We start from the raw sequence: 23,027 nt of genomic DNA, 5'->3' as shown, positions 1-23,027 counted from the left end.
CCCTTGAACGAGCGCGTGATGACGGAAAAAACATTCATTCCTGGCCCTGAGGACAATCTTGCCTTTCGCGAGGCGTTGGGCTGTTTCGGCACCGGAGTCACCGTTGTCACTACCAGCACCGCCGAAGGACCCGCCGCGATCACGGTGAACTCGTTCGCATCCGTATCTCTGGACCCACCTTTGGTTTTATGGTGCCTCGACCGGAACTCGAACCGGTATGACGCCTTCAGCACCTGCGAGCATTACGCGATACATGTGATGGCGCAGGACCAGCACGATCAGGCCCTACAATTTGCGCGTAACGGGTTCGATTTTTCTCATGCCGACTGGCAGGAAGATGATGCAGGGCGTCCCCGTCTTGCTGAATGTCTAGCCCGCTTCGACTGTCGCTTGTCGGCGCGTCACGCGGCAGGTGATCACCTGATTCTTGTTGGCCATGTCGAGAAAGTCATGCACCGCCCCGGTCAAGGATTGATCTTTAAACGCGGCCAGTTTGGTGGTTTCGCAGATTTGATCTAGTCGTCCAGCGATCCGTGGACGGCCAATGCTTCAAGCTGCGTTTCTTGCGGCGTGATCACACGAAACGCCTCGTGCACCCCTGCCCCTGTCAATTCCCGGGCCACAGTCAGCAACGTGTTCGGGGCATGATCCTCGCACATCTCGGTCATGTGCGCGATTTCGGTCTGCGCGACATCCATCGCCGCCTCGACCGATGGTGCGCCGTATAACTGCACAAAATGCTCAGCCAGATTCTGTGTCAGTTGGTCAATTTCAGCCTGCTCAATTTGCGTAACCGCAACGAATGTCACGCGCCCAAACGTCTCAAGCCCCAGCCAACCGTTGGCAAAGGCCTGACGTGCCTTGCCTTCCAAGTCGGCCTCTCCCCAATTCGAAAACTCGAAACCACCCGGGATGCACCACTCACCGGTTCGTGCAGGTGAATGGAACACGTTCATGTCGCTTTCATCAAAATGGATTGCGCGGGCGAGATTCATCAGACGGTCTCCAACAGTTCTGTCAGCGGGCGTATTTGGGTGTCTGCGCCCTCGCGGATCAGCATGCCAAACCGTTCGTCGGTGCCGAGAAATACACCGGAGCCCGCGATCGGTTCTCCAACCCCTCGCAGTAACCCCATCCATTCGGCATGGAGCGGCGCGTTGCCCTCTTCTTGCCAGCGGTTGAGCCATGTCAGCATGTGGCGCGACCAGCTTTCGACCAGTTGCGTCGCCGAAACGTCAGCACAACCTTCATCATAAAGCGCAGTTACATCCGGCGTTTCCCCGGGGGCGTCGCTGGTCGGCAGCAATGCAAGCTCCCAACCGACGACAAGCCAATCAGGAATCTCGCCAGCCTCGGCAGACGAGGCTGCAACCTTCATCGTCCCGCATTTTGCGCCATTCACGCAGATCACTCCGTCCCAGCCTAGATGCACAGCAACTTCTGGAGGAGCCAATGCGCCCAGGGCGTTCTGGAAACCGACGGCACATAGCGGCAACATTGCTATTGCATCCTGCAGCGGCACCTCGGGGGCAAAGACGATGGCAACGCGCAAACGATCCGCCTGAATACTATAGACCACGGTTCCCCCATCACAGCCTAGCGCCGCCATGGCCTGAGCCTTTTCGAACGGATCCTCTCCGGCCTTGGCAGGATGCCCGCTGAGCAATGGGGGAAAGACCGGGTGGCTCATGCATTCCCCTTGGCAATCATGTCGCGAGCGATCTTGCGGAAGGCTTCTGCCTGTGGGCTGTCGGGTTTGCTGACCACGATCGGAGCACCCCCGTCTGCTGCCACGCGGATATCCAGATGCAGTGGTATCTCACCCAGCAGCGGCACGCCCAATGCCTCGGCTTCTGACGCCACACCGCCATGACCGAACACGTGTTCTTCGTGTCCACAATTCGAACAGATATGAGTCGACATATTTTCAATCATCCCAAAGATGGGTGTTTTGAGCTGATTAAACATGTCGATCCCCTTGCGAGCATCGATCAAAGCCACGTCTTGTGGGGTTGAAACAACGATGGCGCCATCCACCTGAAACTTTTGGCTCAACGTAAGTTGCACATCACCCGTGCCAGGAGGCAGGTCAACGATCAGCACATCCAGCGCGCCCCATTGCACCTGCCCCATCATCTGCTGCAATGCGCCCATCAGCATCGGGCCACGCCAGACAACCGCCTGTCCTTCGTTGGTCATCAGTCCCATCGACATCATGGTAACACCGTGATTGCGCAAAGGCAGAATCGTCTTGCCATCAGGGCTGGCCGGACGGCCCGAGACGCCCAGCATCCGGGGTTGCGACGGACCGTAGACATCTGCATCCAAAAGACCCACGCGGCGCCCTTCTGCGGCTAGCGCGCAGGCAAGGTTGGCCGACACAGTGGACTTGCCGACACCCCCTTTGCCAGACGCCACCGCGATGATCCGATCCACACCCGGAACCGCCTGCGGTCCGGTTTGCGAAGGCTTAGGCTTGGGCTTCAAATCGGGTGGGGCCTTGTCCGAATGCGCGGTCATCATGGCCGAGACGTTGGACACGCCGTCCACCATCTGCGCCGCTTTCTCGGCTGTGGCGCGCACGGGCTCCATTTTCTCGGCCTGTTTGGGATCGATCTCAAGTACAAAGCGCACCGTATCCCCCTCGACATTCAGTGCGCGCACAATACCTGCGCTGACAATATCCTGCCCGGAAACAGGATCAGTGATCTTCTTTAGGTTCGCCAGTACGGCGTCACGGATGCTCATGCGACCACCTCCATTATCCACCCTTCGATTAGGGCCTTGCGTGTCGACTGATTGCGGTCGCCGCTCATTGCATGATACTCCGTCTCTTTTCGTTCATTTGACGCAATTGGCCTGACACCGCTAAGTTTGGCCATGCGCTTTGTCCTGTTGTGCCTGAGCCTGACGCTCACCGCCACCCCCTCTTGGTCACAAGAGGCAATTGGACTCGCAGCGCCAGATGAGATTTCAAACTCGGGTCTTCTGCAACATATCCTTCCGCGCTTCTCTCTCAAGACCGGGGTTCGCGTTGTCGCAGACGATGATGGTGTAATGGCTCTTGCTCCGGCACCTCCTGGCGATCCGGTTTTTGCCCGTGACGAAACAGTCTATCACCTGCGCATTAATGCCAGCGCAAAGGAAATCAAGTTCCGAGACTGGCTGTTGTCCGACATTGGCAAACGTACCGTCGAAAGCTTTGTTCCCGCTGAAGGTGGGCCTTTTAGCGCGAACTTCGAAATCGCAGATGTTGTCGAAGACGCTAAAATCGACGGAGATGCTGCATTGGGTCAGGATTTGTCGTTTACTCACTGTGGCCGGTGCCATGTGATCGGGCCGCAAAACCGCATGAACGGATTGGGTTCCACGCCGTCTTTCGCCGTCCTGCGCGCGATGCCTGATTGGTCCGAGCGGTTTCAGGCCTTTTTTGCCCTGAACCCACATCCCGCCTTCACCCAGATTGAAGGCGTAACCGAGCCCTTCCCGCCCGAGCGTCCATCGCCGATCCATCCGGTGGAAATAAGTCTGGATGATCTCGAAGCCATTTTGGCCTTTGTCGCCGCCATCAGCGCCGCCGATCTGGGCGCACCGCTGCAACTTCAGTGATCCTTACGCTTTGAAAAATAATCGTCCGTCGTCACGACACGGGGTCTGGGAGATGACCGGAACGGATTGTCGGTGCTGTGGAACTGAGCATTTACCCTGCAATCATCACACATCTGGATCAGCCTTGCCTGATCCGAAGTTGCAAACATCGGATGTGTTCCCGACAGTTTGTCCATTATGCGCTCGATCGTCGATCTGACGCCAAAGGCCGCACCACATTCGATGCATTCGAACGGCTCTTCCTCGTTAAGAACCTGCTGCGACAGGGCCTTGTCGCTTAGGTCAAGCTGCGGCACCAGATCAATGGCGTGCTCAGGACAGATCGTGCGACAGATACCGCATTGCAGGCAGGCATCCTGCTGAAAGTTCAACTGCGGCTTGTCTGGATTGTCGATCAGCGCACCTGAGGGGCACAAAGATACACAACTGAGGCACAAAGTGCAGGTGCCAGTGTTTACTACGACGGCGCCATATGGCGCGCCATCGGGCAAGGCCAACGGTGATTCGGTCTTGGTATTCAGCGCTTGTGCCGCCAGTCGGGTGATTTGTCGCCGGTTCCCCAATGGAAGAACCGGATCGGTCAATGGTAGCGGCACCTCTTGCGCATAAAGCAGATCAGCAAACGCATCTGGGTCAACTTCGTCAATCAGGCTCAGGGCACCCTGCCCCGCGATGGCCTGCGCCAAGTCCAGCTCCCGATCCAGAGCGTCCCGTTCGACTTTGGGCCCCAACAGGACGTCGACCCGGGCGAAGCCGTGTGCCAACCCGGCCAGCATCTCGGCATGACCAAAACCTGAAACCACGTGCAATTCTAGTGGAATGACATCCGCTGGAAGACCTCGGCCAAACCGGGCAACCATTCGGATCATCTGCGCCCCGTGGGCATCATGCACCAGCAAACGCGGCGCTGTACCCCCTGCCCAACGAAAAGTTCGCGCTAATATGTGCATCCTAGAGAGAATGGCAGATACCGGCGGATCCTCGTAAGTGATGGCTGTAGACGGGCATAAGGCAGAACACTCACCACACCCGGCGCAAATCATAGGGTCGATTGCCACATGATCTGTCGCTGATGTGATGGCACCGGTCGGACATATGTCCAAACAGTTCGAACACCCGGTCTGTCCTGCGCGTGAATGGGCACAAAGCGCTTCATCCAGTCGCACGTAAAGCGGTTTTTCAAAGGTACCGACCAGTTGCACCGCATCGAAGGCTAGGCGCGCAACTGCCACCGCATCACGAGGATCGGCGCGCAGGTAGCCTTCGCGCTTATCCGGGGCCGCAACCAAAGCCGTACCTCCAGTCAGATCAACGACAATATCACAGCGCGATGTGGCCCGATCCCTCGGCGCGCTCCACGCAAAGTCACCACGCCCGCCGGGTTCTAGTTGTTGCACTTGATCCAGATGCCACGTGAACCCGCCCAGTGCGCCCGACAGGTTCCGCACCTTGGCACGAATAACATCAAAAGCACGGCTCAGCGGTTGAATCTCATCTGTGACTAAAACCGTTACGGCCAAGCTGTCCGATAATTGTTCAGCCAGATCATAAGCGATTTCGCCCGACCCGATGATACAACAAGTGCCTTCGCTGATAACATCAACTGCAGAAGTGATCGGCTGCGGCAACATCGCTTCAGCTGCCAACGCTGCCATTTTAGGCGCTGCATTTTGGCCCTGTTCCGACCAGCCAGCACGGTCTCTGAGGTCAACGCATCCCGGCTGATCCACACCCAGATCATCTGCAAGGTCAGAAAACACGACAGTCTCTTGCCCGCAGGCAATCACGACCTGATCGTCGGTCTGAAGCATTTCAGCCACCACGCCAAGTTGTCGGGTACAAAGCGCAGTATGGACCTTTGAACAGCACAGTTCACAGGCCGAAGATATGCGATCTGCGTCAATTGATTGCGTCCCCTCGCAATCACACAACAAAAGCTTGCTGGTCATATCTTCTCCCGGATTGTTTGCCGCCCCAATTCACACTAGACCTAATCCGCACCGTGGCAATGCGATACCGGGCAGAATGGTAGATTTGTGCACTATTTTTCATCGACCCCCAAGCGATACACGAACCGCTGAGGTCAATAACGAATAAATTATCGAAGAAAACGACCTGATCAATGCAAGTGGACTTGGCACAGCGCCGATTTATGTACCATAGTACATCATAGGGAAGGCAGGGGAGAGCCTTCCGGGGAGGAGCCAGTGGCCAAGGCCGCAAGCCAGATTGAAATGCCGGTTGGCGTCATCGTGCGCAAAACACCCGGGGTCACTCGTTGGGCCCGCTGGAGCTGGCGCGCAGTCGCTTTGTTGCCTGGCGCCGGACCTGCGGATTGGCAAGAGCTGCGCCGCGAAGGTGAAACCGTCGAATATCACGCTGCCACACTGCCCCTATCACTATGGCCTGACGAGACAGAGGCCTATATGGTGAACCTGTCGGACGGACAGCCCTCGCTTTACCTGGTGCTTCGGGATGAGTTGAAAGGTGAAACTCCCTTGAATGCAGTGCTGATCACGGCCTCTCCGTTTGAAGGTCAGGACTACGCTGATACCGGCGAGGAGATTGTCGAGAAGATCCCGATGACAGAAGGTCTAATCGCTTGGGTGCGCGATTTCACGCTGCAGCATCATCGGGACGAAGTGTTCGTAAAGCGCCGTCGGGATAAGAAGCGCATAGATTTGGTTGAGGACGGAAAAGGCGACGCTCGCATCCGTCAGGACACAGATGTCTACCGCGCACCGCGTCGGGTGCTGCAATGACCCAAGCGCGCGATTTCTGGTCCCGCCGCAAGGCCGCCGTTCAGGCCGAGACCGAAGCAGAAGCTTTGGTCGCAGAGGAACAGATCATCACGACGCGGCAAGCTAAGCTGGAAGAAAAAAGCGACGCCGAAATTCTGTCCGAGTTTGATCTGCCCGATCCCGATACGCTGCAAGCAGGCGATGATGTCTCGGGCTTCATGGCCAAAGCCGTGCCTGACCGCCTGCGCCGCCGCGCTTTGCGGCGCCTATGGCGGCTGAACCCTATTCTGGCCAATGTCGACGGGCTGGTCGACTACGGCGAGGACTACACCGACGCAGCCTGCGTGATTGAGAACCTTCAGACCGCGTATCAGGTAGGCAAGGGCATGTTGGCTCATGTCGAAGCGCTCGCTGCCGAGGTTGAAGAGCAAGAATGCGATCCAGAGACAGATACGCTTGATGTGATCGAGGCGCGTGAAGAACCGGCCAAGGCCGAAGAACCTGCGCCGGAACCCATGATCGTGGCTAATGTGGAAGAACCAGAGGAGCTTGAAGTCCCCCCTGCTCCGCGCCGCATGAAATTTGAATTCGAAGGATAACTCTATGACCGCAGACAACGCGCAAACCATTGATATCTCGGCCGAGGATCGTCTGCGCGCGGATTTCTACAATTTTCTGGGTTTGCTTCTGGCCGGTCCGCCCGATCAGTTGCTGCTGGACCAGATGGCAGGGCTAAGCGGTGACGCCTCTGATCTGGGTCAGGCCATAGAGGCGATGGCGCGCGTGGCAAAGGTCACTAAGCCCGCCGCTGCCGAGCGTGAGTTCAATGCGCTATTCATCGGATTGGGGCGTGGTGAATTGTTGCCTTATGCCAGCTTCTATCTGACCGGTTTTCTGAACGAAAAACCGCTGGCCCAGCTTCGCAATGATATGGCAGCACGCGGTATCACGAGGGCGCAAAATGTTTACGAACCCGAAGACAACATTGCCTCTCTGATGGAGATGATGGCGGGCATGATCGTCGGGCGTTTCGGCGCGCCTGCCTCGCTGGAAGACCAGAAGGCGTTCTGGAGTAAACACATCGGCCCCTGGGCCGCACATTTCTATTCAGATTTGGAAGGCGCTGAGAATTCGGTTCTCTATGCCTCGGTCGGCACCGCCGGTCGGGTGTTCATGGAGATCGAGCGCGAAGCCTTCCGAATGACGGCGGATTAATCCGCCAATCGCCGGTGCTTTGCAGCGCCAAACCGCAATTGGGACAGGAGGAGCCCATGAGCAAGACAAAGGAAGAAGGCGCAACCCGCCGCGACTTCCTGAAACTGGCCGGAACCGCAGCCCCTGCTGCTGTTGCCGCAGCCAGCCTGACTGGACAGGCCGAAGCAGCCGAGCTGCCGACGGACGAAACCCGGATGCAGGATACCGCGCATACGCGCGCATACATCGAAAGCACCCGGTTCTAGGACTGGACGTTTTCATACCTGACAGACGGTTGCGATTGGCCCTGACGTCGGGATCAGCAGTACCAAGCCAGCCGTGGCTTACACGGCGCGCAAGGGAGGAAAGAAATGCTTAGGAAAAAGACCAACGGGGTTGCGAGACGCCCCCAGCGGACAAGTATCCTGTCCCAGGTCGGCGAGAAAACCGTCGATCGCCGCGCATTCCTGCGTGGCTCGGGCCTGACGATCGGCGGCCTTGCCGCGATCAGCGCCACGGGTGGAACCGTGACGCCCGCCAGCGCCCAGACAGCGGCAAACACCGCCGTGGAGAATATCAAATCCGTATGCACTCACTGCTCGGTGGGCTGCACGGTCGTAGCCGAGGTACAGAACGGCGTCTGGATCGGGCAGGAACCCGGCTGGGACAGCCCGTTCAATCTGGGCGCACACTGCGCCAAGGGGGCCGCGGTCCGCGAGCACGCCCATGGCGAGCGCCGCCTCAAGTATCCGATGAAAAAGGAAGGCGGCGAGTGGAAGCGCATCAGCTGGGAAGAGGCGATCAACGAGATCGGCGACGGCATGATGAGCATCCGCGAAGAATCCGGACCGGATAGCGTATACTGGTTGGGTTCTGCGAAGCATAACAACGAACAGGCCTATCTGTTCCGCAAGTTTGCTGCCTACTGGGGCACGAACAACGTGGATCACCAGGCCCGTATCTGCCACTCAACCACTGTTGCGGGTGTTGCGAATACATGGGGCTACGGCGCCATGACCAATTCGTACAATGACATGCACAACAGCAAGGCGATCTTCATCATCGGCGGCAACCCGGCCGAGGCACACCCTGTCTCACTGCTGCATATTCTGCGCGCGAAAGAGCAGAATAACGCCCCTCTGATCGTCTGCGATCCGCGCTTTACACGCACGGCAGCGCATGCGGATGAGTATGTCCGCTTCCGCCCCGGTACAGACGTTGCGCTGATCTGGGGAATCCTGTGGCACATCTTCGACAACGGTTGGGAAGACAAAGAGTTCATCCGCACCCGTGTCTGGGGCATGGACCAGATCCGCGAAGAGGTCGCTAATTGGAACCCGGATGAGGTGGAACGCGTTACTGGAACTCCGGGATCGCAATTGAAGCGCGTTGCCCGCACAATGGCGAACAACCGTCCAGGTACAGTCGTCTGGTGCATGGGTGGTACTCAGCATACCAACGGCAACAACAACACCCGCGCCTACTGTGTGCTTCAGCTGGCACTTGGAAACATGGGCACCACGGGTGGTGGCACCAACATCTTCCGTGGCCATGACAACGTGCAAGGCGCAACGGACCTTGGTGTTCTGTCCCACACCCTGCCCGGCTACTATGGTCTGTCGAAAGGCGCATGGGGTCACTGGGCGCGCGTTTGGGGTGAAGAGCCCGAATGGCTCGCAGGCCAATTCGCCACGATCAAGGACAAGGAAGGCAAGGATAAACCGCTTCAGAATGAGCGCGGCATCCCGGTCTCTCGTTGGATCGACGGCGTTCTGGAAGACCCGGCCAACATGGACCAGGACAACAATGTCCGCGCCATGGTTCTGTGGGGACACGCGCCCAATTCACAGACCCGGATGACGGAAATGAAGACGGCGATGGAGAAGCTGGACATGCTGGTCGTGATCGACCCGTATCCAACAGTTTCGGCCGTTCTGCACGACCGTACTGACGGCGTCTATCTGTTGCCTGCTTGTACGCAGTTCGAAACCCGTGGCTCGGTCACGGCATCGAACCGGTCGTTGCAGTGGCGCGACAAGGTGGTTGATCCGTTGTTCGAAAGCCTGCCGGACGAGGTCATCATGGCCAAGTTCGCCAACAAGTTTGGCTGGGCAGACCGGTTCTTCCGCAATATCGAGATGGAAGATCCCGAAACCCCGAATGTTGAAAGCATCACGCGTGAGTTCAACTCGGGTCTCTGGACCATCGGCTATACCGGTCAGTCGCCGGAACGTCTGAAAAGCCATATGGCCAACCAGCACACCTTCGACAGAACCACGCTGCAAGCCATTGGTGGACCAAACGACGGCGAGTATTACGGTCTACCGTGGCCCTGCTGGGGTACCGCTGAGATGGGTCATACAGGGACACCAAACCTCTATGACATGTCCAAACCGGTGGCCGAAGGCGGCCTGACCTTCCGCGCCAGATTCGGCGTGGAACGTGACGGCGACAACCTGCTGGCCGAAGGGGTCTATAGCGTTGGATCGGAAATTCAGGATGGCTATCCCGAATTTACGATGCAGATGCTGATGGATCTTGGCTGGGACGGCGATCTAACCGCAGAAGAACGCGCGGCCATTGACGCTGTTGCGGGCGAGAAAACCAACTGGAAGACCGACCTTAGCGGCGGTATCCAGCGGGTTGCAATCGCCCATGGCTGTGCGCCCTTCGGGAACGCCAAAGCCCGCGCGGTTGTCTGGACCTTCCCGGATCCGATCCCACTGCATCGCGAGCCGCTTTACACGCCGCGTCGCGATCTGGTGGCGGATTATCCGACCTACGAGGACCGTCAAGCCTATCGCCTGCCCACCCTTTATGCTTCGATCCAAAAGAACGACTTTTCAAAGGATTACCCGATAATCCTAACGTCAGGTCGTCTGGTCGAATATGAAGGCGGCGGTGATGAGACGCGGTCGAACCCGTGGCTGGCCGAGCTTCAGCAGGACATGTTCGTCGAGATCAATCCGCGCGATGCCAACAACCTTGGTATTCGGGACGGATCACAGGTCTGGGTCGAAGGTCCTGAGGGTGGCAAGGTCAAGGTGATGGCGATGCTTACCAACAGGGTTGGTGCCGGTGTCGCCTTCATGCCATTCCACTTTGGCGGCCATTTCCAGGGCGAAGACCAGCGGCACAAATATCCCGCCGGTGCAGACCCCTATGTGCTGGGTGAAAGTACCAACACCGCCCAGACCTATGGCTATGATTCAGTGACCCAGATGCAAGAGACCAAGTGTACTCTCTGCAAAATCTGGGCAGCGTAAGGAGGACGATAATGGCTAGAGCAAAGTTTCTCTGCGACGCTGAACGCTGCATCGAGTGCAACGCCTGCGTAACCGCGTGTAAGAACGAGCACGAAGTGCCATGGGGTATCAACCGCCGCAGGGTGGTAACGATCAATGATGGTAACCCGGGCGAACGCTCGATCTCGGTGGCCTGTATGCATTGTTCGGATGCGCCTTGCATGGCGGTGTGCCCGGTCGACTGCTTCTATCAGAACGAAGAAGGGGTCGTCCTGCACTCCAAGGACCTGTGCATTGGCTGCGGCTATTGCTTCTACGCGTGCCCCTTCGGCGCGCCGCAATATCCGCAGGCGGGCAACTTCGGATCGCGCGGCAAGATGGACAAATGTACCTTCTGCGCTGGCGGCCCCGAGGAAACGCACTCGACCGCGGAGTTCGCCAAATACGGTCGCAACCGGATCGCCGAAGGCAAACTGCCGATCTGCGCCGAGATGTGTTCCACCAAAGCCCTGCTTGCCGGTGACGGCGACGTAGTGTCTGCCGTTTACCGCGAACGCGTCGTGGCGCGCGGATTCGGCTCGGGCGCTTGGGGTTGGGGTACAGCCTACGACCAGAAAGACGGATAACTCCGCTTTCATGAACCAAACAGGCGACCCGCATCCGTGGGTCGCCTGATCAGGGATTTTGACCGAGGTTCAGATGTTCCGCTTACTCTTCGCATTGCTGTTCACCATCGGGCTGGTCCACGCTTCCGTTGCCCAAACCAACGATGCTGAGGCACCCGCAACCACGAATGAACGCGCTTCGACTGGCGGAGCGACAACGCTTGAGGACATTCTGGCCCGACAGCGCGGCGAGAAGGTCGACAACAGCTATCGGTCGGAAAATACCGGACAGGGCAATGTGGAAGGCCTGCTCGGGCAAATCGGCACACGCGGCGTCGCCTCAGACAGCGATGTCTATCGCGCGCTGCGCTATGGATCGGCAGATGTCACCGTTTCATCCCATGGACCAGCAGACAGCGTTTTGATTCAAGATGGCGGTATGTGGTGGCTGAGTTTCCGTACCGGGCCACTGCGCGAATACGGTACATACATCATCGCGGGAATGATTGCGGTCATCGTTCTGTTCTTCCTGATCCGCGGAAAAATCCGCATTGATGGCGAAAAGACCGGGCGCAAGGTCCTGCGGTTCAATAGTTTCGAACGGTTCGGACATTGGTTATTTGCCGGTTCATTCCTGATCCTTGGCATCACCGGCCTGCTGGCGCTTTATGGTCGTGACTTCCTGATCCCGATTTTCGGCAAGGAAGGGTTCGCAACCATCGCGCAGGGGGGTAAATGGCTACATAACAATCTCGCCTGGGCCTTCATGCTTGGTTTGATCATCGTCACCGTGAACTGGATTTCACATAACATACCCAACAAGACAGACCTGAAGTGGCTCGCAGCCGGAGGTGGTTTGTTCACCAAAAACAGCCACCCGCCCGCAAAGAAGTTCAACGCAGGTCAAAAAGTGATTTTCTGGGCCTGTATACTACTCGGCGCCTCGATCAGCTTGTCGGGCCTTTCCTTGCTGTTCCCGTTTGAGCTGCCGATGTTCGCAAAGACATTCCAAATCGCCAACGCAACCGGCATTCCGCAGATGCTGGGTTTGAACCTGCCCGTGCAGATGTCGCCACAAGAAGAGATGCAATATGCTCAGGTTTGGCACGTCATGGTGGCCTACGTATTCATTGCAATCATCATAGCTCATATCTACCTCGGCTCAGTCGGCATGGAAGGTGCTTTTGACGCCATGGGCACTGGTGAAGTCGAAGAGCAATGGGCGCGCGAGCATCACTCGCTGTGGCTGGAAGAGGTGCAGGAAAAAGAGGCCAGCAAAGCGGCGGCCTCACCCGCTGAATAAATGCGCTGGCTGGTTCTGACGCTTGGCTTGTTCCCCCTGCCCGCTTGGTCCGAGTTCTTCACGCTCAAAGGCCATGGCGGGCCGATCATGGGGATCGCAATCGCACAAGACGGGCGCATCGCAACGGCGAGTTTTGATAATTCGGTTGGCCTGTGGACCGGACAGACCCCGGAATGGCTGGAAGGCCATGAAGCTGCCGTCAACACTGTCGTGTTCAACGGTACCGCAATCTATTCAGCTGGTGATGATTTCACGCTACGCCGTTGGCCCGGAGGCGAAATCGTTGGACAACACAAAGGAAAGATCGTCGGGCTCGCTGCATCAAAAACTCATGTCGCTACGGCAAGCTGGGACGGAATGATCGGGCTTTGGCCGGTCGATGGGTCAGAACCTATGTTGCTCGGGCCAACGGGCAGCGGGGTAAATGCCGTGGAATTCACTGCTAATGGGTCACAGCTTTATTCGGCGGGTGTCGATGGTTCGGTCCGCCTCTGGGATGTCGCGAGCGGTCAGGAGGTGGATCGCCTTATCGAGCACGGGTTCGGCGTGAACAGGTTGGTCTTGAATTCTATCGACAACTGGATCGCCTACGGTGCCGTCGATGGTGTCACCCGCATCCTTGACCTAGCAACCGGCGACGAACGCGATTTCACCCTGGACCGAAGGCCGATACTGGCGCTTGCCCTCAGCCCTGATCGAAGCCTTCTCGCAGTCGGTGATGGTGAAGGTTTTATCATGGTCATCGACACCCTGAACTGGCGTATCTCGCAGGATTTCAGGGCTACGCTACGCGGGCCTGTCTGGGCTCTGGCTTTTTCGAACGATGGGCAAAATATTCATGCTGGCGGAATTGACGAAGCGATGTATAGCTGGCCGGTCGCGGCCTCGGGAGACCGCGAGCAGATGGCGGCGGCCGAACCCAGTTTCCTGAAGAACCCGAACGAGATGGGAAATGGGGAACGCCAATTTGCCCGCAAATGCTCAATCTGTCATAGCCTTTCACCGGATGACCAGCGGCGCGCGGGTCCAACCCTGTATGGGGTGTTTGGACGCAAAGCAGGGACAGTACCGGACTATCTTTATTCAGATACACTGCAATCTTCTGATATTATTTGGGATGAAGAGACGATAAACGCTCTTTTCGACAAGGGCCCGGATCATTACATTCCGGGATCAAAGATGCCAATGCAGCGGATTAGCGGGTCGCAAGACCGCATTGATCTGGTCACCTTTCTACGACACGCCACGGCACCCGAAAACTGAGCCGGAGGAGACAATGAAAGCCTTCCTTTCCGCCGTCGTTGCGATGGTCGTTATTACCGCTGCCGCGCCGATCGTGCTGGACAAGATCGGATTCAGCGCTGCAGCGTCGGGTTCCGGCTCTTCGGTGCGTCTAGACTGAATGTCGCAATACCTGACAACCCGCGAATTGGCGGATCTGCTGCGCATAGGTGAGCGGAAAGCCTATGATCTCGCGTCCTCTGGTGAAATCCCTTGCGTGCGGGCAATGGGAAAACTGCTTTTCCCGAAGGCTGAGATCATCGCATGGCTCAATGCCTCGCGCTCTGGTCCGCAGGTGGCTGAACCGCCCCTGCCTCCCATTGTCGCCGGCAGCCATGATCCGCTGCTGGATTGGGCGCTGAGGGAAAGTGGCTCGGGGCTGGCCACCTATTATGACGGTTCATTCGACGGGCTGAACCGCCTATCTGACCGCACAGCACAAGCGGCTGCGTTGCATATCCATGAACCCGAAGGCTTTAACACCCAGTCTTTGCGCGACAAAATGGGCAACGCCCCGGTGATCCTCTACCAAATCGCGCATCGGCAGCGCGGCCTGTTGCTTGCGACTGGCACACCTGAAATCTCTGGTATAAAGGACTTGAAAGGCCGTCGCGTCATCCTGCGACAGGACAGTGCCGCCAGTCAGCACCTGTTCGATGCAGAGCTTGGCAAGCATGGGCTCGGCCGAGAGGATCTGAATGCCCTTCCGATCTGCGCCCGCACTGAAGAAGAACTAGCGATTGCCGTACGGGATGGCAAAGCAGAAGCCGGGTTCGGCCTCGGTGCACTTGCGAGCCCTTATGGGCTGAGCTTTGTGCCCACTCACTCTGAACGGTTAGATCTTGCCATCTGGCGACGCGCTTTCTTTGAGGCGCCGATGCAGACTTTAATCCAGTTCCTGCAATCCGAGCGTTTCTCTGAACGCGCTACCGACCTGGGCGGATATGACCTCAGGTATCTGGGCCAGATTCACCACAACGGCGCAAGTGGCTGATCTTTCCATTTTTCCAATGACAATTGCCAAAGATGAAATTCATTTTGCGTTCGGAAAGAACATCTGCTGCCCATCCAACTCGTAGGATTCAATCGCCGCCTGACCATCAGGGCCAATCAACCAATCAATGAACCTCTGCCCCGAAGTTGCACGAACTTTCGAGTGCTTCTCTGGGTTCACCAGAATCACACCATATTGGTTGAACATTCGAGGATCGCCTTCAACCAGGATTTCCAAATCACCTCGATTTCCAAACGAAAGCCATGTTGCGCGATCCGTCAGGATATAAGCGCCCATTCCGCTAGCGATATTCAGCGATGCGCCCATGCCCGCTCCAGCCTCGCGATACCATGTTCCCGACGCAACTGTCGGGTCGACATCTGTCACCTGCCAATAACGCATCTCGGCCTTGTGGGTTCCGCTGTCGTCGCCGCGCGAAACGAAGGGCGCCTTTGAGCTGGCCACTGCCGCAAGGGCTGCGATGATATCGGTATCGCCCTTGACCTCGGCCGGGTCAGATTTCGGGCCGACGAGAACAAAGTCATTATACATGACATCGAACCTCTCAACCCCCCAACCATCAGCAACGAACTGCTCTTCGGCTGTTTTGGAATGAACCAACAGGACATCACCATCCCCGTTGATTGCATTTCGGATCGCTTGACCAGTTCCAACAGCCACAACCCGCACGTCAATACCGGTTTCGGCCTCAAACCCGGGCAAGATATAATCAAGCAAACCCGAGTTTTGAGTAGAGGTCGTAGACTGCACGATAATAAAGGGTTCTTCCGCCAAACTTGCGCCAGCGGTTAGCCCAAGCGCAACAATTGATGCCCGAATGAAATCAGGGATCATCCCATTTCTCCATCTGTATAAATCAGGTAACGAGGCCACCGGCCAGATACCGGCGCGACTCGTCGCTTTCTGGTGCTTCCAGAACCTGCATTGCTTTACCGTGTTCAACAACTCGCCCTGCTTGCATCATCACTATGTCAGATGCCAACCGGCGTGCTTGTCCAATGTCATGCGTCACCATAACGATGCGTACGCCCCGCTCAGAGGCGCGCAGGATCATCCTTTCGATCATCTGCGTTGCGCTGGGATCCAGTGCGCTGGTGGGTTCATCCAAAAACAACGTCTCGGGGTCCAAGGCCAATGCGCGCAATATTGCGAGCCTTTGCGCCTCACCACCGGAAAGCGAACGCGCGGGTTGACGCGCCTTGCCACCTAGCCCGCCCTCATCCAGCAAGGATTCGATACGATGCTTCCTTTCCGCGCGCGGCATGGATCCCCGCTTCAGAACAAAGTCCAGATTGGCAGCAACAGAACGGCGCAGCAAAACAGGGCTTTGAAATACCATCGCCTGTCGTGCCTTGTGGCGGGCATTCAACACAGCACCGTTCTGACAAACCCGTCCCCGATCTGGTTGTATCAGTCCGTGCAGGCAACGCAGCAGCAGACTTTTACCCGCCCCATTCGGTCCAAGAATAAGGGTCGGGCCCGGACCATCCAGACAAAGGTGCGGGACGTCCAGCAATGCCTTGCCATTACGTGCAATACTCAGGCCGCTCACGTCCAGAATACCCGGCGCCCCGGTCACGACATCACGCATGGCGCAGCCCTTCCCGCTCGGCACGAAGTGTCAGCGCACTGACCATCGCGTTTACCGCCACGGCCAAGCCGATCAGGATCACCCCCAAGGCCAGCGCCATCGCAAGGTTACCTTTGGAGGTTTCAAGAGCGATCGTGGTCGTCATCACGCGTGTGACGTGATTGATGTTTCCACCCACAATGATCACCGCACCAACCTCGGCAATCGCCCGGCCAAACCCAGCCAACAAGGCGGTAACCAGCGCCAACCGCGCGTCCCACAACAGCACCGGTACCGACGCCAACCGCGATACCCCAAGCGAGCGGAGCTGTTCGGAATATTCCTCGGCCAGCATTTCAACCACCTGGCGGGTAAGCGCGGCCATGATCGGTGTCACCAGAACCACCTGCGCTATGATCATGGCAGCAGGTGTGTAGAGCAGCTCCAGCACACCCAATGGGCCAGATCGGGATAACATCAGGTAAACCAGCAATCCGACCACAACCGGTGGCAATCCCATCAGAGCGTTCATCAATATGATAAGCGCGCGCCGCCCTGGAAATCGGGCGACCGCCAATGCTGCCCCGACAGGCATTCCAATGACTGCCGAAATCAGCACCGCAAACACCGAAACACGCAGCGACAACAGAACAATCGCCCACAACTCGGCATCCCCATTCAGGATCAACGAGATCGCTTGATTGAATTCTGATGCAAAACTCTGCATTCTCTACCCAACAGATGCCATGACGTTATTAAATGCCGCTAATTTCAGTGAAATACTATACCTTTCAACCAGCAAGTACAGGCACGAATCCGGCATCCACAACAGAAAACGCGGCCCCAATGGGACCGCGTTTAGAATTGCGCGTTTTGCTGAACTTAGTTCAGCGCAGCATCCGTGATTTGGTGTGTCCAAGCACCATCAGGCTGCTTGGTGATAACTGGATCGGAACCACCGGCCAGCAGAGTCTCAACCGTACGATTGAAATCAGCCGGGTCCAGAGCACCATTCGACCCTGCGGTCAGCTTGGCAATCTCACCCATCATGCGTTTCTGATGCTCTTCGGTCTGGGCACCGGTTGCATCATTTTCAAGCACGATCTCAGCGGCCTCATCCGGATTCTCTTCGGCGTATTTCCAGCCTTTCATCGAGGCACGGACAAAACGCTCCATCTTGTCGGCAAAGGCCGCATCGCTCAGGTTTTCCTCAAGCACATAGAGGCCATCCTCAAGCGTGGCGACGCCTTGATCTTCGTATTTGAAGGTCACCAGTTCCTCGGGCGTGACACCGGCATCGATGACTTGCCAGTATTCATTATAGGTCATAGTGCTAATGCAATCGGCTTGGCGCTGCAGTAGCGGGTCAACGTTGAAACCCTGCTTAAGAACCTCGACACCGCTGTCGCTTTTGCCATCGGTGCTGATACCCAGCTGGCTCATCCAGCTCATGAACGGGAATTCGTTGCCAAAGAACCAAACACCCAAAGTACGGTTCTTCAGGTCCTCGGGTGCAGCAATTCCAGCATCCTTCCAGCAAGTGAGCATCATGCCTGAGCTTTTGAAGGGCTGTGCGATGTTTACCAGAGGCAAACCCTTTTCACGCGCGGCCAACGCGGCTGGCATCCATTCAACCGTCACGTCTGCACCACCGCCTGCAATCACCTGAGTGGGTGCAATGTCGGGGCCACCGGGTAGAATTGTAACGTCCAGCCCCTCTTCTTCATAGAACCCCTTGTCCTTCGCCACATAGTAGCCTGCAAACTGGGCCTGCGTGACCCACTTCAATTGCAGCGTCACCTCATCCGCAGCAAGTGCCGCGCTGGCTGCCAGGCTAAAGGCGGCAACCGCCCCGCTGAGTAGCTTCTTCATCATCATATCTCCTAGTTGCTTATGTTTGCCCCGTTTGTGGGGTCTGTTGAATTATTCCATTTATCCTCGCTGAGACGGATGCCAGAAGGTCACCGCCTTTTCGATCATCGCCACAAGGCCATAAAAGGCCGTCCCCGCCAGCGCTGCGACCACGATCTCGGCCCACACCATATCCAGCGACAATTGCCCGACGCTGGTAGATATCCGGAAGCCCATGCCCAAGGTGGGAGAACCAAAGAACTCAGCCACGATAGCGCCGATCAGGGCGAGAGTGGTAGAAATCTTTAATCCGTTGAATATGAATGGCATCGCGGCAGGCAAGCGCAGTTTAAGGAAGCTTTGCCAATAAGTGGCCGCATAGGTCTCCATCAAATCCCTCTGCATCGCAGTGGCTTCGCGCAGCCCCGCCACCGTGTTCACCAGCATCGGGAAGAACACCATCACCACGACAACCGCCGCCTTCGAATGCCAGTCGAAGCCGAACCACATTACCAGAATAGGCGCTGTGCCCACGATCGGCAGCGCTGCGACGAAGTTGCCGACGGGAAGAAGCCCGAGCCGCAGGAAATCCCATCGATCCACGGCAATCGCCATCAGGAAGGCCGAACCGCAGCCGATGAGATAGCCACTCAAAGCGCCCTTGATGATCGTTTGTACAAAGTCCGCCCAAAGAGTCGGCAAGCTGTCCCAGAAACGAACCCAGATGACAGATGGTGCCGGCAGGATGACCAATGGCACCTCGAGGCCGCGCACGACCAGCTCCCAGATGCCAATGACGGTTAGACCGAAGATCAAAGGCGCAAGAAACCGCACAATCCGTGTGTCGGAATAGGGTCCGCTGGCCAGACGGCTGTTCAACCACCAGCCCAATAACCAGACAGCTATTGCACCAAGAATAGGTATCATTGTGCCATCCCCATCCGTTTCAGAACCGTCCGCTCAATCAGCCCTAACAACCCTACAAGACAAGCGGCAAGAATGGCCGCTGCAAATAGCGCCGACCAGATCTGCACGGTCTGGCCGTAATAGCTGCCTGCGAGCAATCGAGCGCCCAACCCCGCCACAGCACCTGTAGGCAGTTCCCCAACAATGGCCCCTACCAAAGACGCAGCGACGCCAATCTTCAGCGATGTAAACAGATAGGGCATCGAGGCCGGCAGACGCAGTTTCCAGAACCCCTGCGAGCGGCTGGCATTGTAGGTTCGCAGCAAATCCAACTGCATGGCATCAGGGCTACGCAGCCCTTTCACCATGCCGACGACGACAGGGAAGAAACTCAGGTAAGCCGAAATAATGGCCTTGGGAATGATCCCCTGAACGCCAACCGAATACAGGACAACAATGATCATCGGCGCCAACGCGATAATCGGGATGGTCTGGCTAACAATCGCCCAGGGCATCACCGACAAGTCCATCACCCGGCTGTGCACAATTCCAACGGCCAGCAGAATGCCCAGCCCGGTCCCGATAACGAAACCCAACATTGTGGCACTTAACGTGACCCAACCATGATAGATCAGCGAGCGTTTTGAGGTGATTTTCTTCTGAACCGTGGTCTCCCACATTTCAATCGCAACCTGATGGGGCGCTGGAAGGCGCGGACGCTCTTGCTCCCATGTCGCTGGTATGGCGAAAGAGTTATTCAAGGCCAGACCGATCTCACCCATGTCTCGGCGATCTTTGGCTGAGGGCGGCTGGACTTCGGCCCCCGCACGCTCCTGCTCAGTCAGAACCCCTTTGATATTCATCGGGATACAGGCCGCGTACCACACGATAACAATGGCGGCGAGGACAGTGAGGACTGCAATAATTTGCTTCATGCCTGCCACTCCATCCGAATGACAGGTACCATGTCAGGCGGCACCGGAGGCTCCCGTCCCGTCTCGATAAACCCTTCGCGACGATAGAACCGCTGCGCGTCCACATTGGGCTCATGCGTCGTTAGCCAAAGATGGTCGCGCCCTTCCTTCGCCTTATCCAACAACCGTTTGCCGACACCCCGTCCCGTCCGCAGACAATAAAGCGCGCCCACTTTGTTCTCGACCGGATCAACCGACATGTAACAATCAGGCGGATCTCCGGCGACCCAGACGTCCCGGTTGGGAAACGCCTCACGGATCAGGCCCGCCAGTTCCTCTTGCGGCATTTCATCGGGCATCCAGCCCGTCTGCTTCGCCCAGGTCCAAATGATCCGCGCGCAATCTTTCACATCATCCAAAGATGCCCGTCTGATGCCGTCACCCGCCATCAAACATCATCCCCATGACCGGCCCTCAACCCCTCGCGCACGCGATGAGCAACTTCGATAAACTCGGGCGTATCGCGGATATCCAATGGCCGCTCTTTCGGCAGAGGACTATCGATCACATCCGTGATCCGACCAGGCCGCGGGCTCATAACCACGATCTTGGTGCTGAGATACACCGCCTCGGGGATCGAGTGGGTCACGAAGCCGATAGTCTTCTCGGTCCGAGCCCACAGCGCCAAGAGCTGTTCGTTCAGATGGTCGCGCACAATCTCATCCAAAGCACCGAACGGTTCATCCATCAGCAAGATGTCTGCATCAAAGGCCAGGGCTCGCGCAATGCTGGCCCGCTGCTGCATGCCGCCTGATAGTTGCCAGGGGAATTTACCACCGAACCCTTCAAGATCAACAAGTTCCAAGACCTTTTTAACCCGTTCATCCTGCTCAACAGACGAATAACCCATAATCTCAAGTGGCAGCTTGATATTCTTCGCAATCGTTCGCCATGGATACAGCCCCGCCGCCTGAAACACATACCCGTAGGCCCGGTTTCTCCGCGCCTCATCCGGGGCCATACCATTTACGGTCAAAGACCCGCCCGTCGGTGTCTCAAGCGCCGCGATGCAGCGCAGGAAAGTGGTTTTGCCACAGCCGGAAGGGCCGATGAAACTGACAAACTCCCCCTTGCCAATCGACAAGTTCACATCTTTCAGCGCATGAATAGGCCCATCATTCGTCTGAAATGTAAGATCCAGCTGCCTTGCCTCAATAACGGGCTGAGTAGTATTTTCTGTATTCATTCCATTGCCTTGAAGAAGCTCAGACCCGGGTCGCCGGAAAGGCGACCCAAGGGGTTTACACACCCGTTGCCGGTATACCTGTCCGCTCAACAGGCCGGGGCGCTGTCAACTCTTTCCAGGTGCTCAGCGCCTTGTTCACATGGGTATTGGCCTCACGCGCCACGAACTTCCCGTGCCCTTCCTGAGTCTGAATCTCACCATCATGCACGGCCACCGCACCGCGGGTCAGCGTGAACCGCGGCAACCCGCGCACCTCTTTGCCCTCAAAGACGTTGTAGTCGATGGAGGATTGCTGTGTCTCGGCCGAGATTACCTTGGCCTTGTCCGGGTCCCAAACAACCAAATCAGCATCCGCGCCCACAAGAATTGCGCCCTTTTTCGGATAGCAATTCAATATCTTGGCGATGTTAGTTGAAGTAACAGCCACGAACTCATTCGGCGTCAGACGACCGGTATTCACCCCATGGGTCCATAGCATCGGCAACCGATCTTCCAACCCTCCGGTCCCGTTCGGAATCTTGGTGAAATCACCCAAGCCATACCGTTTCTGCTCCGTCGTAAACGCACAATGGTCTGTGGCCACAACGCTCAACGTTCCAGACTGTAGACCATTCCAAAGGCTGTCCTGATGCTGCTTGTTCCGGAACGGAGGGCTCATAACCCGACGTGCCGCGTGTTCCCAATCGTGGTGGAAGTACTCGCTTTCATCCAAGGTCAGGTGTTGGATCAATGGCTCGCCCCATACACGCTTGCCCTGCATCTTGGCGCGCCGGATGGCCTCGTGTGCCTCTTCACAGGATGTATGCACCACATAGAGTGGCACACCTGCCATATCTGCGATCATGATCGCTCGGTTGGTAGCCTCACCTTCAACCTGCGGTGGGCGGGAATAAGCATGCGCCTCCGGCCCAGTATTGCCTTCGGCGAGCAGTTTCGCACTCAGCTCAGCAACCACATCTCCATTCTCGGCATGGACCATCGCGGTGCCACCTAGCTCCGCAAGACGTTTGAACGAGGCAAAAAGTTCATCATCGTTCACCATCAGCGCGCCTTTATAGGCCATAAAGTGCTTGAAGGTGTTGATGCCGCGGGTCTCGATGACAGTTTTGATGTCATCAAACACCTGCTCACCCCACCAGGTCACCGCCATGTGGAACGAATAATCACAGTTTGCACGCGTTGACTTGTTGTCCCAGCGTTTCAGCGCGTCCAACAAGCTTTCACCCGGATTGGGCAGCGCAAAATCCACCACCATCGTGGTCCCGCCGGCCAGCGCCGCCCGCGTCCCGCTTTCAAAATCATCACTGGAATAGGTGCCCATAAACGGCATTTCCAAATGCGTATGCGGGTCGATTCCACCGGGCATGACATAACAGCCCGACGCATCAAGTTCCTTGTCACCACGCAGGTCCGGCCCAATTTCGGTAATCACGCCACCTTCAACCTTCACGTCCGCCTTATAGGTCAGATCAGCGGTCACAATGGTTCCGTTCTTGATCACAGTGCTCATGTTAAACTCCCTGATGCGGTCTGCGCCGCTTGCTTCA

At 57.0% G+C, this 23,027-nt stretch carries 26 protein-coding genes; 12 read left to right on the top strand and 14 right to left on the bottom strand.

Annotated elements, in window-relative coordinates; genetic code table 11:
• Window positions 1-18: 18 nt before the first annotated feature.
• The gene (locus ACR0MQ_RS00980) at window positions 19-519 is read left to right on the top strand and encodes a flavin reductase family protein (RefSeq protein WP_170469560.1); all 501 of its coding nucleotides are present in this window, start codon (window positions 19-21) and stop codon (window positions 517-519) included.
• Here ACR0MQ_RS00980 and ACR0MQ_RS00975 read toward each other — a convergent pair.
• Genes ACR0MQ_RS00975 through ACR0MQ_RS00960 form a run of 4 tightly spaced genes read right to left on the bottom strand, consistent with a single transcriptional unit; the run spans window position 516 to window position 2,882 of the window.
• On the bottom strand, window positions 516-995 hold the full coding sequence (locus ACR0MQ_RS00975; RefSeq protein WP_170770517.1) for a DUF6505 family protein: 480 nt from the start codon (window positions 993-995) through the stop codon (window positions 516-518). The genes ACR0MQ_RS00980 and ACR0MQ_RS00975 overlap by 4 nt on opposite strands.
• Complete coding sequence (locus ACR0MQ_RS00970; protein ID WP_480603847.1) at window positions 995-1,690, bottom strand: biotin/lipoate--protein ligase family protein; 696 nt, start codon at window positions 1,688-1,690, stop codon at window positions 995-997. The genes ACR0MQ_RS00975 and ACR0MQ_RS00970 overlap by 1 nt, the downstream gene beginning before the upstream one ends.
• Complete coding sequence (locus tag ACR0MQ_RS00965; protein ID WP_480603844.1) at window positions 1,687-2,748, bottom strand: Mrp/NBP35 family ATP-binding protein; 1,062 nt, start codon at window positions 2,746-2,748, stop codon at window positions 1,687-1,689. The genes ACR0MQ_RS00970 and ACR0MQ_RS00965 overlap by 4 nt, the downstream gene beginning before the upstream one ends.
• A complete protein-coding gene (locus ACR0MQ_RS00960) occupies window positions 2,745-2,882 on the bottom strand; it encodes a hypothetical protein (protein ID WP_170770513.1) in 138 nt (45 codons plus the stop codon). Before ACR0MQ_RS00960 ends, ACR0MQ_RS00965 begins: the two co-directional genes overlap by 4 nt.
• Here ACR0MQ_RS00960 and ACR0MQ_RS00955 point away from each other — a divergent pair.
• Complete coding sequence (locus ACR0MQ_RS00955; RefSeq protein ID WP_170770511.1) at window positions 2,881-3,609, top strand: cytochrome c family protein; 729 nt, start codon at window positions 2,881-2,883, stop codon at window positions 3,607-3,609. The two genes, ACR0MQ_RS00960 and ACR0MQ_RS00955, sit on opposite strands and share 2 nt — an antisense overlap.
• Here ACR0MQ_RS00955 and ACR0MQ_RS00950 read toward each other — a convergent pair.
• The gene (locus ACR0MQ_RS00950; protein ID WP_480603841.1) at window positions 3,603-5,558 is read right to left on the bottom strand and encodes a 4Fe-4S binding protein; all 1,956 of its coding nucleotides are present in this window, start codon (window positions 5,556-5,558) and stop codon (window positions 3,603-3,605) included. The two genes, ACR0MQ_RS00955 and ACR0MQ_RS00950, sit on opposite strands and share 7 nt — an antisense overlap.
• 258 nt (window positions 5,559-5,816) lie before the next feature.
• Between ACR0MQ_RS00950 and ACR0MQ_RS00945 the strand changes: the two genes are divergently transcribed.
• From ACR0MQ_RS00945 to ACR0MQ_RS00900, 10 genes are all read left to right on the top strand, one after another.
• Window positions 5,817-6,371 (top strand): DUF3305 domain-containing protein, encoded by a 555-nt coding sequence (locus ACR0MQ_RS00945; RefSeq protein WP_480603840.1) that lies wholly within the window; start codon window positions 5,817-5,819, stop codon window positions 6,369-6,371.
• Complete coding sequence (locus ACR0MQ_RS00940) at window positions 6,368-6,949, top strand: DUF3306 domain-containing protein (protein WP_480603837.1); 582 nt, start codon at window positions 6,368-6,370, stop codon at window positions 6,947-6,949. Before ACR0MQ_RS00945 ends, ACR0MQ_RS00940 begins: the two co-directional genes overlap by 4 nt.
• A gap of 4 nt (window positions 6,950-6,953) precedes the next feature.
• On the top strand, window positions 6,954-7,565 hold the full coding sequence (locus tag ACR0MQ_RS00935; RefSeq protein ID WP_170469535.1) for a TorD/DmsD family molecular chaperone: 612 nt from the start codon (window positions 6,954-6,956) through the stop codon (window positions 7,563-7,565).
• A 56-nt stretch (window positions 7,566-7,621) separates the two neighbouring features.
• On the top strand, window positions 7,622-7,810 hold the full coding sequence (locus ACR0MQ_RS00930) for a ubiquinol-cytochrome c reductase iron-sulfur subunit N-terminal domain-containing protein (RefSeq protein ID WP_170469532.1): 189 nt from the start codon (window positions 7,622-7,624) through the stop codon (window positions 7,808-7,810).
• Between the two features lie 105 nt (window positions 7,811-7,915).
• Window positions 7,916-10,810, top strand: coding sequence for a formate dehydrogenase subunit alpha (locus tag ACR0MQ_RS00925; RefSeq protein ID WP_170469527.1), 2,895 nt, complete (start codon window positions 7,916-7,918; stop codon window positions 10,808-10,810).
• 11 nt (window positions 10,811-10,821) lie between these two features.
• Complete coding sequence (gene fdh3B, locus ACR0MQ_RS00920; RefSeq protein ID WP_010439472.1) at window positions 10,822-11,415, top strand: formate dehydrogenase FDH3 subunit beta; 594 nt, start codon at window positions 10,822-10,824, stop codon at window positions 11,413-11,415.
• A 73-nt stretch (window positions 11,416-11,488) separates the two neighbouring features.
• Complete coding sequence (locus ACR0MQ_RS00915) at window positions 11,489-12,697, top strand: formate dehydrogenase subunit gamma (RefSeq protein WP_170776829.1); 1,209 nt, start codon at window positions 11,489-11,491, stop codon at window positions 12,695-12,697.
• Entirely contained in the window at window positions 12,698-13,960 is a 1,263-nt protein-coding gene (locus tag ACR0MQ_RS00910; protein WP_170770505.1) for a c-type cytochrome, read from the top strand. It begins immediately after the preceding gene.
• Window positions 13,961-13,973: 13 nt separating this feature from the next.
• On the top strand, window positions 13,974-14,099 hold the full coding sequence (locus ACR0MQ_RS00905; RefSeq protein WP_260025789.1) for a hypothetical protein: 126 nt from the start codon (window positions 13,974-13,976) through the stop codon (window positions 14,097-14,099).
• Window positions 14,100-14,972, top strand: a complete 873-nt coding sequence (locus tag ACR0MQ_RS00900; RefSeq protein ID WP_480603831.1) for a substrate-binding domain-containing protein — start codon at window positions 14,100-14,102, stop codon at window positions 14,970-14,972.
• Window positions 14,973-15,011: 39 nt separating this feature from the next.
• Here the strand turns inward: ACR0MQ_RS00900 and ACR0MQ_RS00895 are convergent, their stop codons facing one another.
• The 9 genes from ACR0MQ_RS00895 to hydA all read right to left on the bottom strand — a co-directional run bounded on the left by ACR0MQ_RS00895 (window position 15,012) and on the right by hydA (window position 22,990).
• Complete coding sequence (locus tag ACR0MQ_RS00895; RefSeq protein WP_480603828.1) at window positions 15,012-15,827, bottom strand: ABC transporter substrate-binding protein; 816 nt, start codon at window positions 15,825-15,827, stop codon at window positions 15,012-15,014.
• A gap of 22 nt (window positions 15,828-15,849) precedes the next feature.
• Complete coding sequence (locus ACR0MQ_RS00890) at window positions 15,850-16,584, bottom strand: ATP-binding cassette domain-containing protein (protein ID WP_170469514.1); 735 nt, start codon at window positions 16,582-16,584, stop codon at window positions 15,850-15,852.
• Window positions 16,577-17,290 carry an ABC transporter permease gene (locus tag ACR0MQ_RS00885; RefSeq protein ID WP_480603825.1) on the bottom strand — a complete coding sequence of 238 codons (714 nt, stop codon included), beginning with the start codon at window positions 17,288-17,290 and terminating at the stop codon, window positions 16,577-16,579. The genes ACR0MQ_RS00890 and ACR0MQ_RS00885 overlap by 8 nt, the downstream gene beginning before the upstream one ends.
• A gap of 155 nt (window positions 17,291-17,445) precedes the next feature.
• Entirely contained in the window at window positions 17,446-18,435 is a 990-nt protein-coding gene (locus ACR0MQ_RS00880; protein WP_010439453.1) for an ABC transporter substrate-binding protein, read from the bottom strand.
• Window positions 18,436-18,495: 60 nt separating this feature from the next.
• Complete coding sequence (locus tag ACR0MQ_RS00875) at window positions 18,496-19,341, bottom strand: ABC transporter permease (protein ID WP_170469508.1); 846 nt, start codon at window positions 19,339-19,341, stop codon at window positions 18,496-18,498.
• Window positions 19,338-20,255, bottom strand: a complete 918-nt coding sequence (locus ACR0MQ_RS00870; protein ID WP_170469504.1) for an ABC transporter permease — start codon at window positions 20,253-20,255, stop codon at window positions 19,338-19,340. Before ACR0MQ_RS00870 ends, ACR0MQ_RS00875 begins: the two co-directional genes overlap by 4 nt.
• Entirely contained in the window at window positions 20,252-20,683 is a 432-nt protein-coding gene (locus tag ACR0MQ_RS00865) for a GNAT family N-acetyltransferase (RefSeq protein WP_170770495.1), read from the bottom strand. The genes ACR0MQ_RS00870 and ACR0MQ_RS00865 overlap by 4 nt, the downstream gene beginning before the upstream one ends.
• Window positions 20,683-21,480 (bottom strand): ABC transporter ATP-binding protein, encoded by a 798-nt coding sequence (locus tag ACR0MQ_RS00860; RefSeq protein WP_170770494.1) that lies wholly within the window; start codon window positions 21,478-21,480, stop codon window positions 20,683-20,685. The genes ACR0MQ_RS00865 and ACR0MQ_RS00860 overlap by 1 nt, the downstream gene beginning before the upstream one ends.
• Window positions 21,481-21,535: 55 nt before the next feature.
• Window positions 21,536-22,990, bottom strand: coding sequence for a dihydropyrimidinase (hydA, locus tag ACR0MQ_RS00855; protein WP_170770492.1), 1,455 nt, complete (start codon window positions 22,988-22,990; stop codon window positions 21,536-21,538).
• Between the last annotated feature and the right edge of the window lie 37 nt (window positions 22,991-23,027).

Source organism: Ruegeria sp. AN6 (assembly GCF_056540425.1).
This window is presented reverse-complemented; position numbering and strand designations above follow the sequence as displayed.

Bases quoted from the DNA above. Each gene is read 5' to 3' on its own strand.
- ACR0MQ_RS00980 (WP_170469560.1), top strand. From the start codon at position 19: ATGACGGAAAAAACATTCATTCCTGGCCCTGAGGACAATCTTGCCTTT.
- ACR0MQ_RS00975 (WP_170770517.1), bottom strand. From the start codon at position 995: ATGAATCTCGCCCGCGCAATCCATTTTGATGAAAGCGACATGAACGTG.
- ACR0MQ_RS00970 (WP_480603847.1), bottom strand. From the start codon at position 1,690: ATGAGCCACCCGGTCTTTCCCCCATTGCTCAGCGGGCATCCTGCCAAG.
- ACR0MQ_RS00965 (WP_480603844.1), bottom strand. From the start codon at position 2,748: ATGAGCATCCGTGACGCCGTACTGGCGAACCTAAAGAAGATCACTGAT.
- ACR0MQ_RS00955 (WP_170770511.1), top strand. From the start codon at position 2,881: ATGCGCTTTGTCCTGTTGTGCCTGAGCCTGACGCTCACCGCCACCCCC.
- ACR0MQ_RS00960 (WP_170770513.1), bottom strand. From the start codon at position 2,882: ATGGCCAAACTTAGCGGTGTCAGGCCAATTGCGTCAAATGAACGAAAA.
- ACR0MQ_RS00950 (WP_480603841.1), bottom strand. From the start codon at position 5,558: ATGACCAGCAAGCTTTTGTTGTGTGATTGCGAGGGGACGCAATCAATT.
- ACR0MQ_RS00940 (WP_480603837.1), top strand. From the start codon at position 6,368: ATGACCCAAGCGCGCGATTTCTGGTCCCGCCGCAAGGCCGCCGTTCAG.
- ACR0MQ_RS00935 (WP_170469535.1), top strand. From the start codon at position 6,954: ATGACCGCAGACAACGCGCAAACCATTGATATCTCGGCCGAGGATCGT.
- ACR0MQ_RS00930 (WP_170469532.1), top strand. From the start codon at position 7,622: ATGAGCAAGACAAAGGAAGAAGGCGCAACCCGCCGCGACTTCCTGAAA.
- ACR0MQ_RS00925 (WP_170469527.1), top strand. From the start codon at position 7,916: ATGCTTAGGAAAAAGACCAACGGGGTTGCGAGACGCCCCCAGCGGACA.
- fdh3B (WP_010439472.1), top strand. From the start codon at position 10,822: ATGGCTAGAGCAAAGTTTCTCTGCGACGCTGAACGCTGCATCGAGTGC.
- ACR0MQ_RS00915 (WP_170776829.1), top strand. From the start codon at position 11,489: ATGTTCCGCTTACTCTTCGCATTGCTGTTCACCATCGGGCTGGTCCAC.
- ACR0MQ_RS00910 (WP_170770505.1), top strand. From the start codon at position 12,698: ATGCGCTGGCTGGTTCTGACGCTTGGCTTGTTCCCCCTGCCCGCTTGG.
- ACR0MQ_RS00905 (WP_260025789.1), top strand. From the start codon at position 13,974: ATGAAAGCCTTCCTTTCCGCCGTCGTTGCGATGGTCGTTATTACCGCT.
- ACR0MQ_RS00900 (WP_480603831.1), top strand. From the start codon at position 14,100: ATGTCGCAATACCTGACAACCCGCGAATTGGCGGATCTGCTGCGCATA.
- ACR0MQ_RS00895 (WP_480603828.1), bottom strand. From the start codon at position 15,827: ATGATCCCTGATTTCATTCGGGCATCAATTGTTGCGCTTGGGCTAACC.
- ACR0MQ_RS00890 (WP_170469514.1), bottom strand. From the start codon at position 16,584: ATGCGTGATGTCGTGACCGGGGCGCCGGGTATTCTGGACGTGAGCGGC.
- ACR0MQ_RS00885 (WP_480603825.1), bottom strand. From the start codon at position 17,290: ATGCAGAGTTTTGCATCAGAATTCAATCAAGCGATCTCGTTGATCCTG.
- ACR0MQ_RS00880 (WP_010439453.1), bottom strand. From the start codon at position 18,435: ATGAAGAAGCTACTCAGCGGGGCGGTTGCCGCCTTTAGCCTGGCAGCC.
- ACR0MQ_RS00875 (WP_170469508.1), bottom strand. From the start codon at position 19,341: ATGATACCTATTCTTGGTGCAATAGCTGTCTGGTTATTGGGCTGGTGG.
- ACR0MQ_RS00870 (WP_170469504.1), bottom strand. From the start codon at position 20,255: ATGAAGCAAATTATTGCAGTCCTCACTGTCCTCGCCGCCATTGTTATC.
- ACR0MQ_RS00865 (WP_170770495.1), bottom strand. From the start codon at position 20,683: ATGGCGGGTGACGGCATCAGACGGGCATCTTTGGATGATGTGAAAGAT.
- ACR0MQ_RS00860 (WP_170770494.1), bottom strand. From the start codon at position 21,480: ATGAATACAGAAAATACTACTCAGCCCGTTATTGAGGCAAGGCAGCTG.
- hydA (WP_170770492.1), bottom strand. From the start codon at position 22,990: ATGAGCACTGTGATCAAGAACGGAACCATTGTGACCGCTGATCTGACC.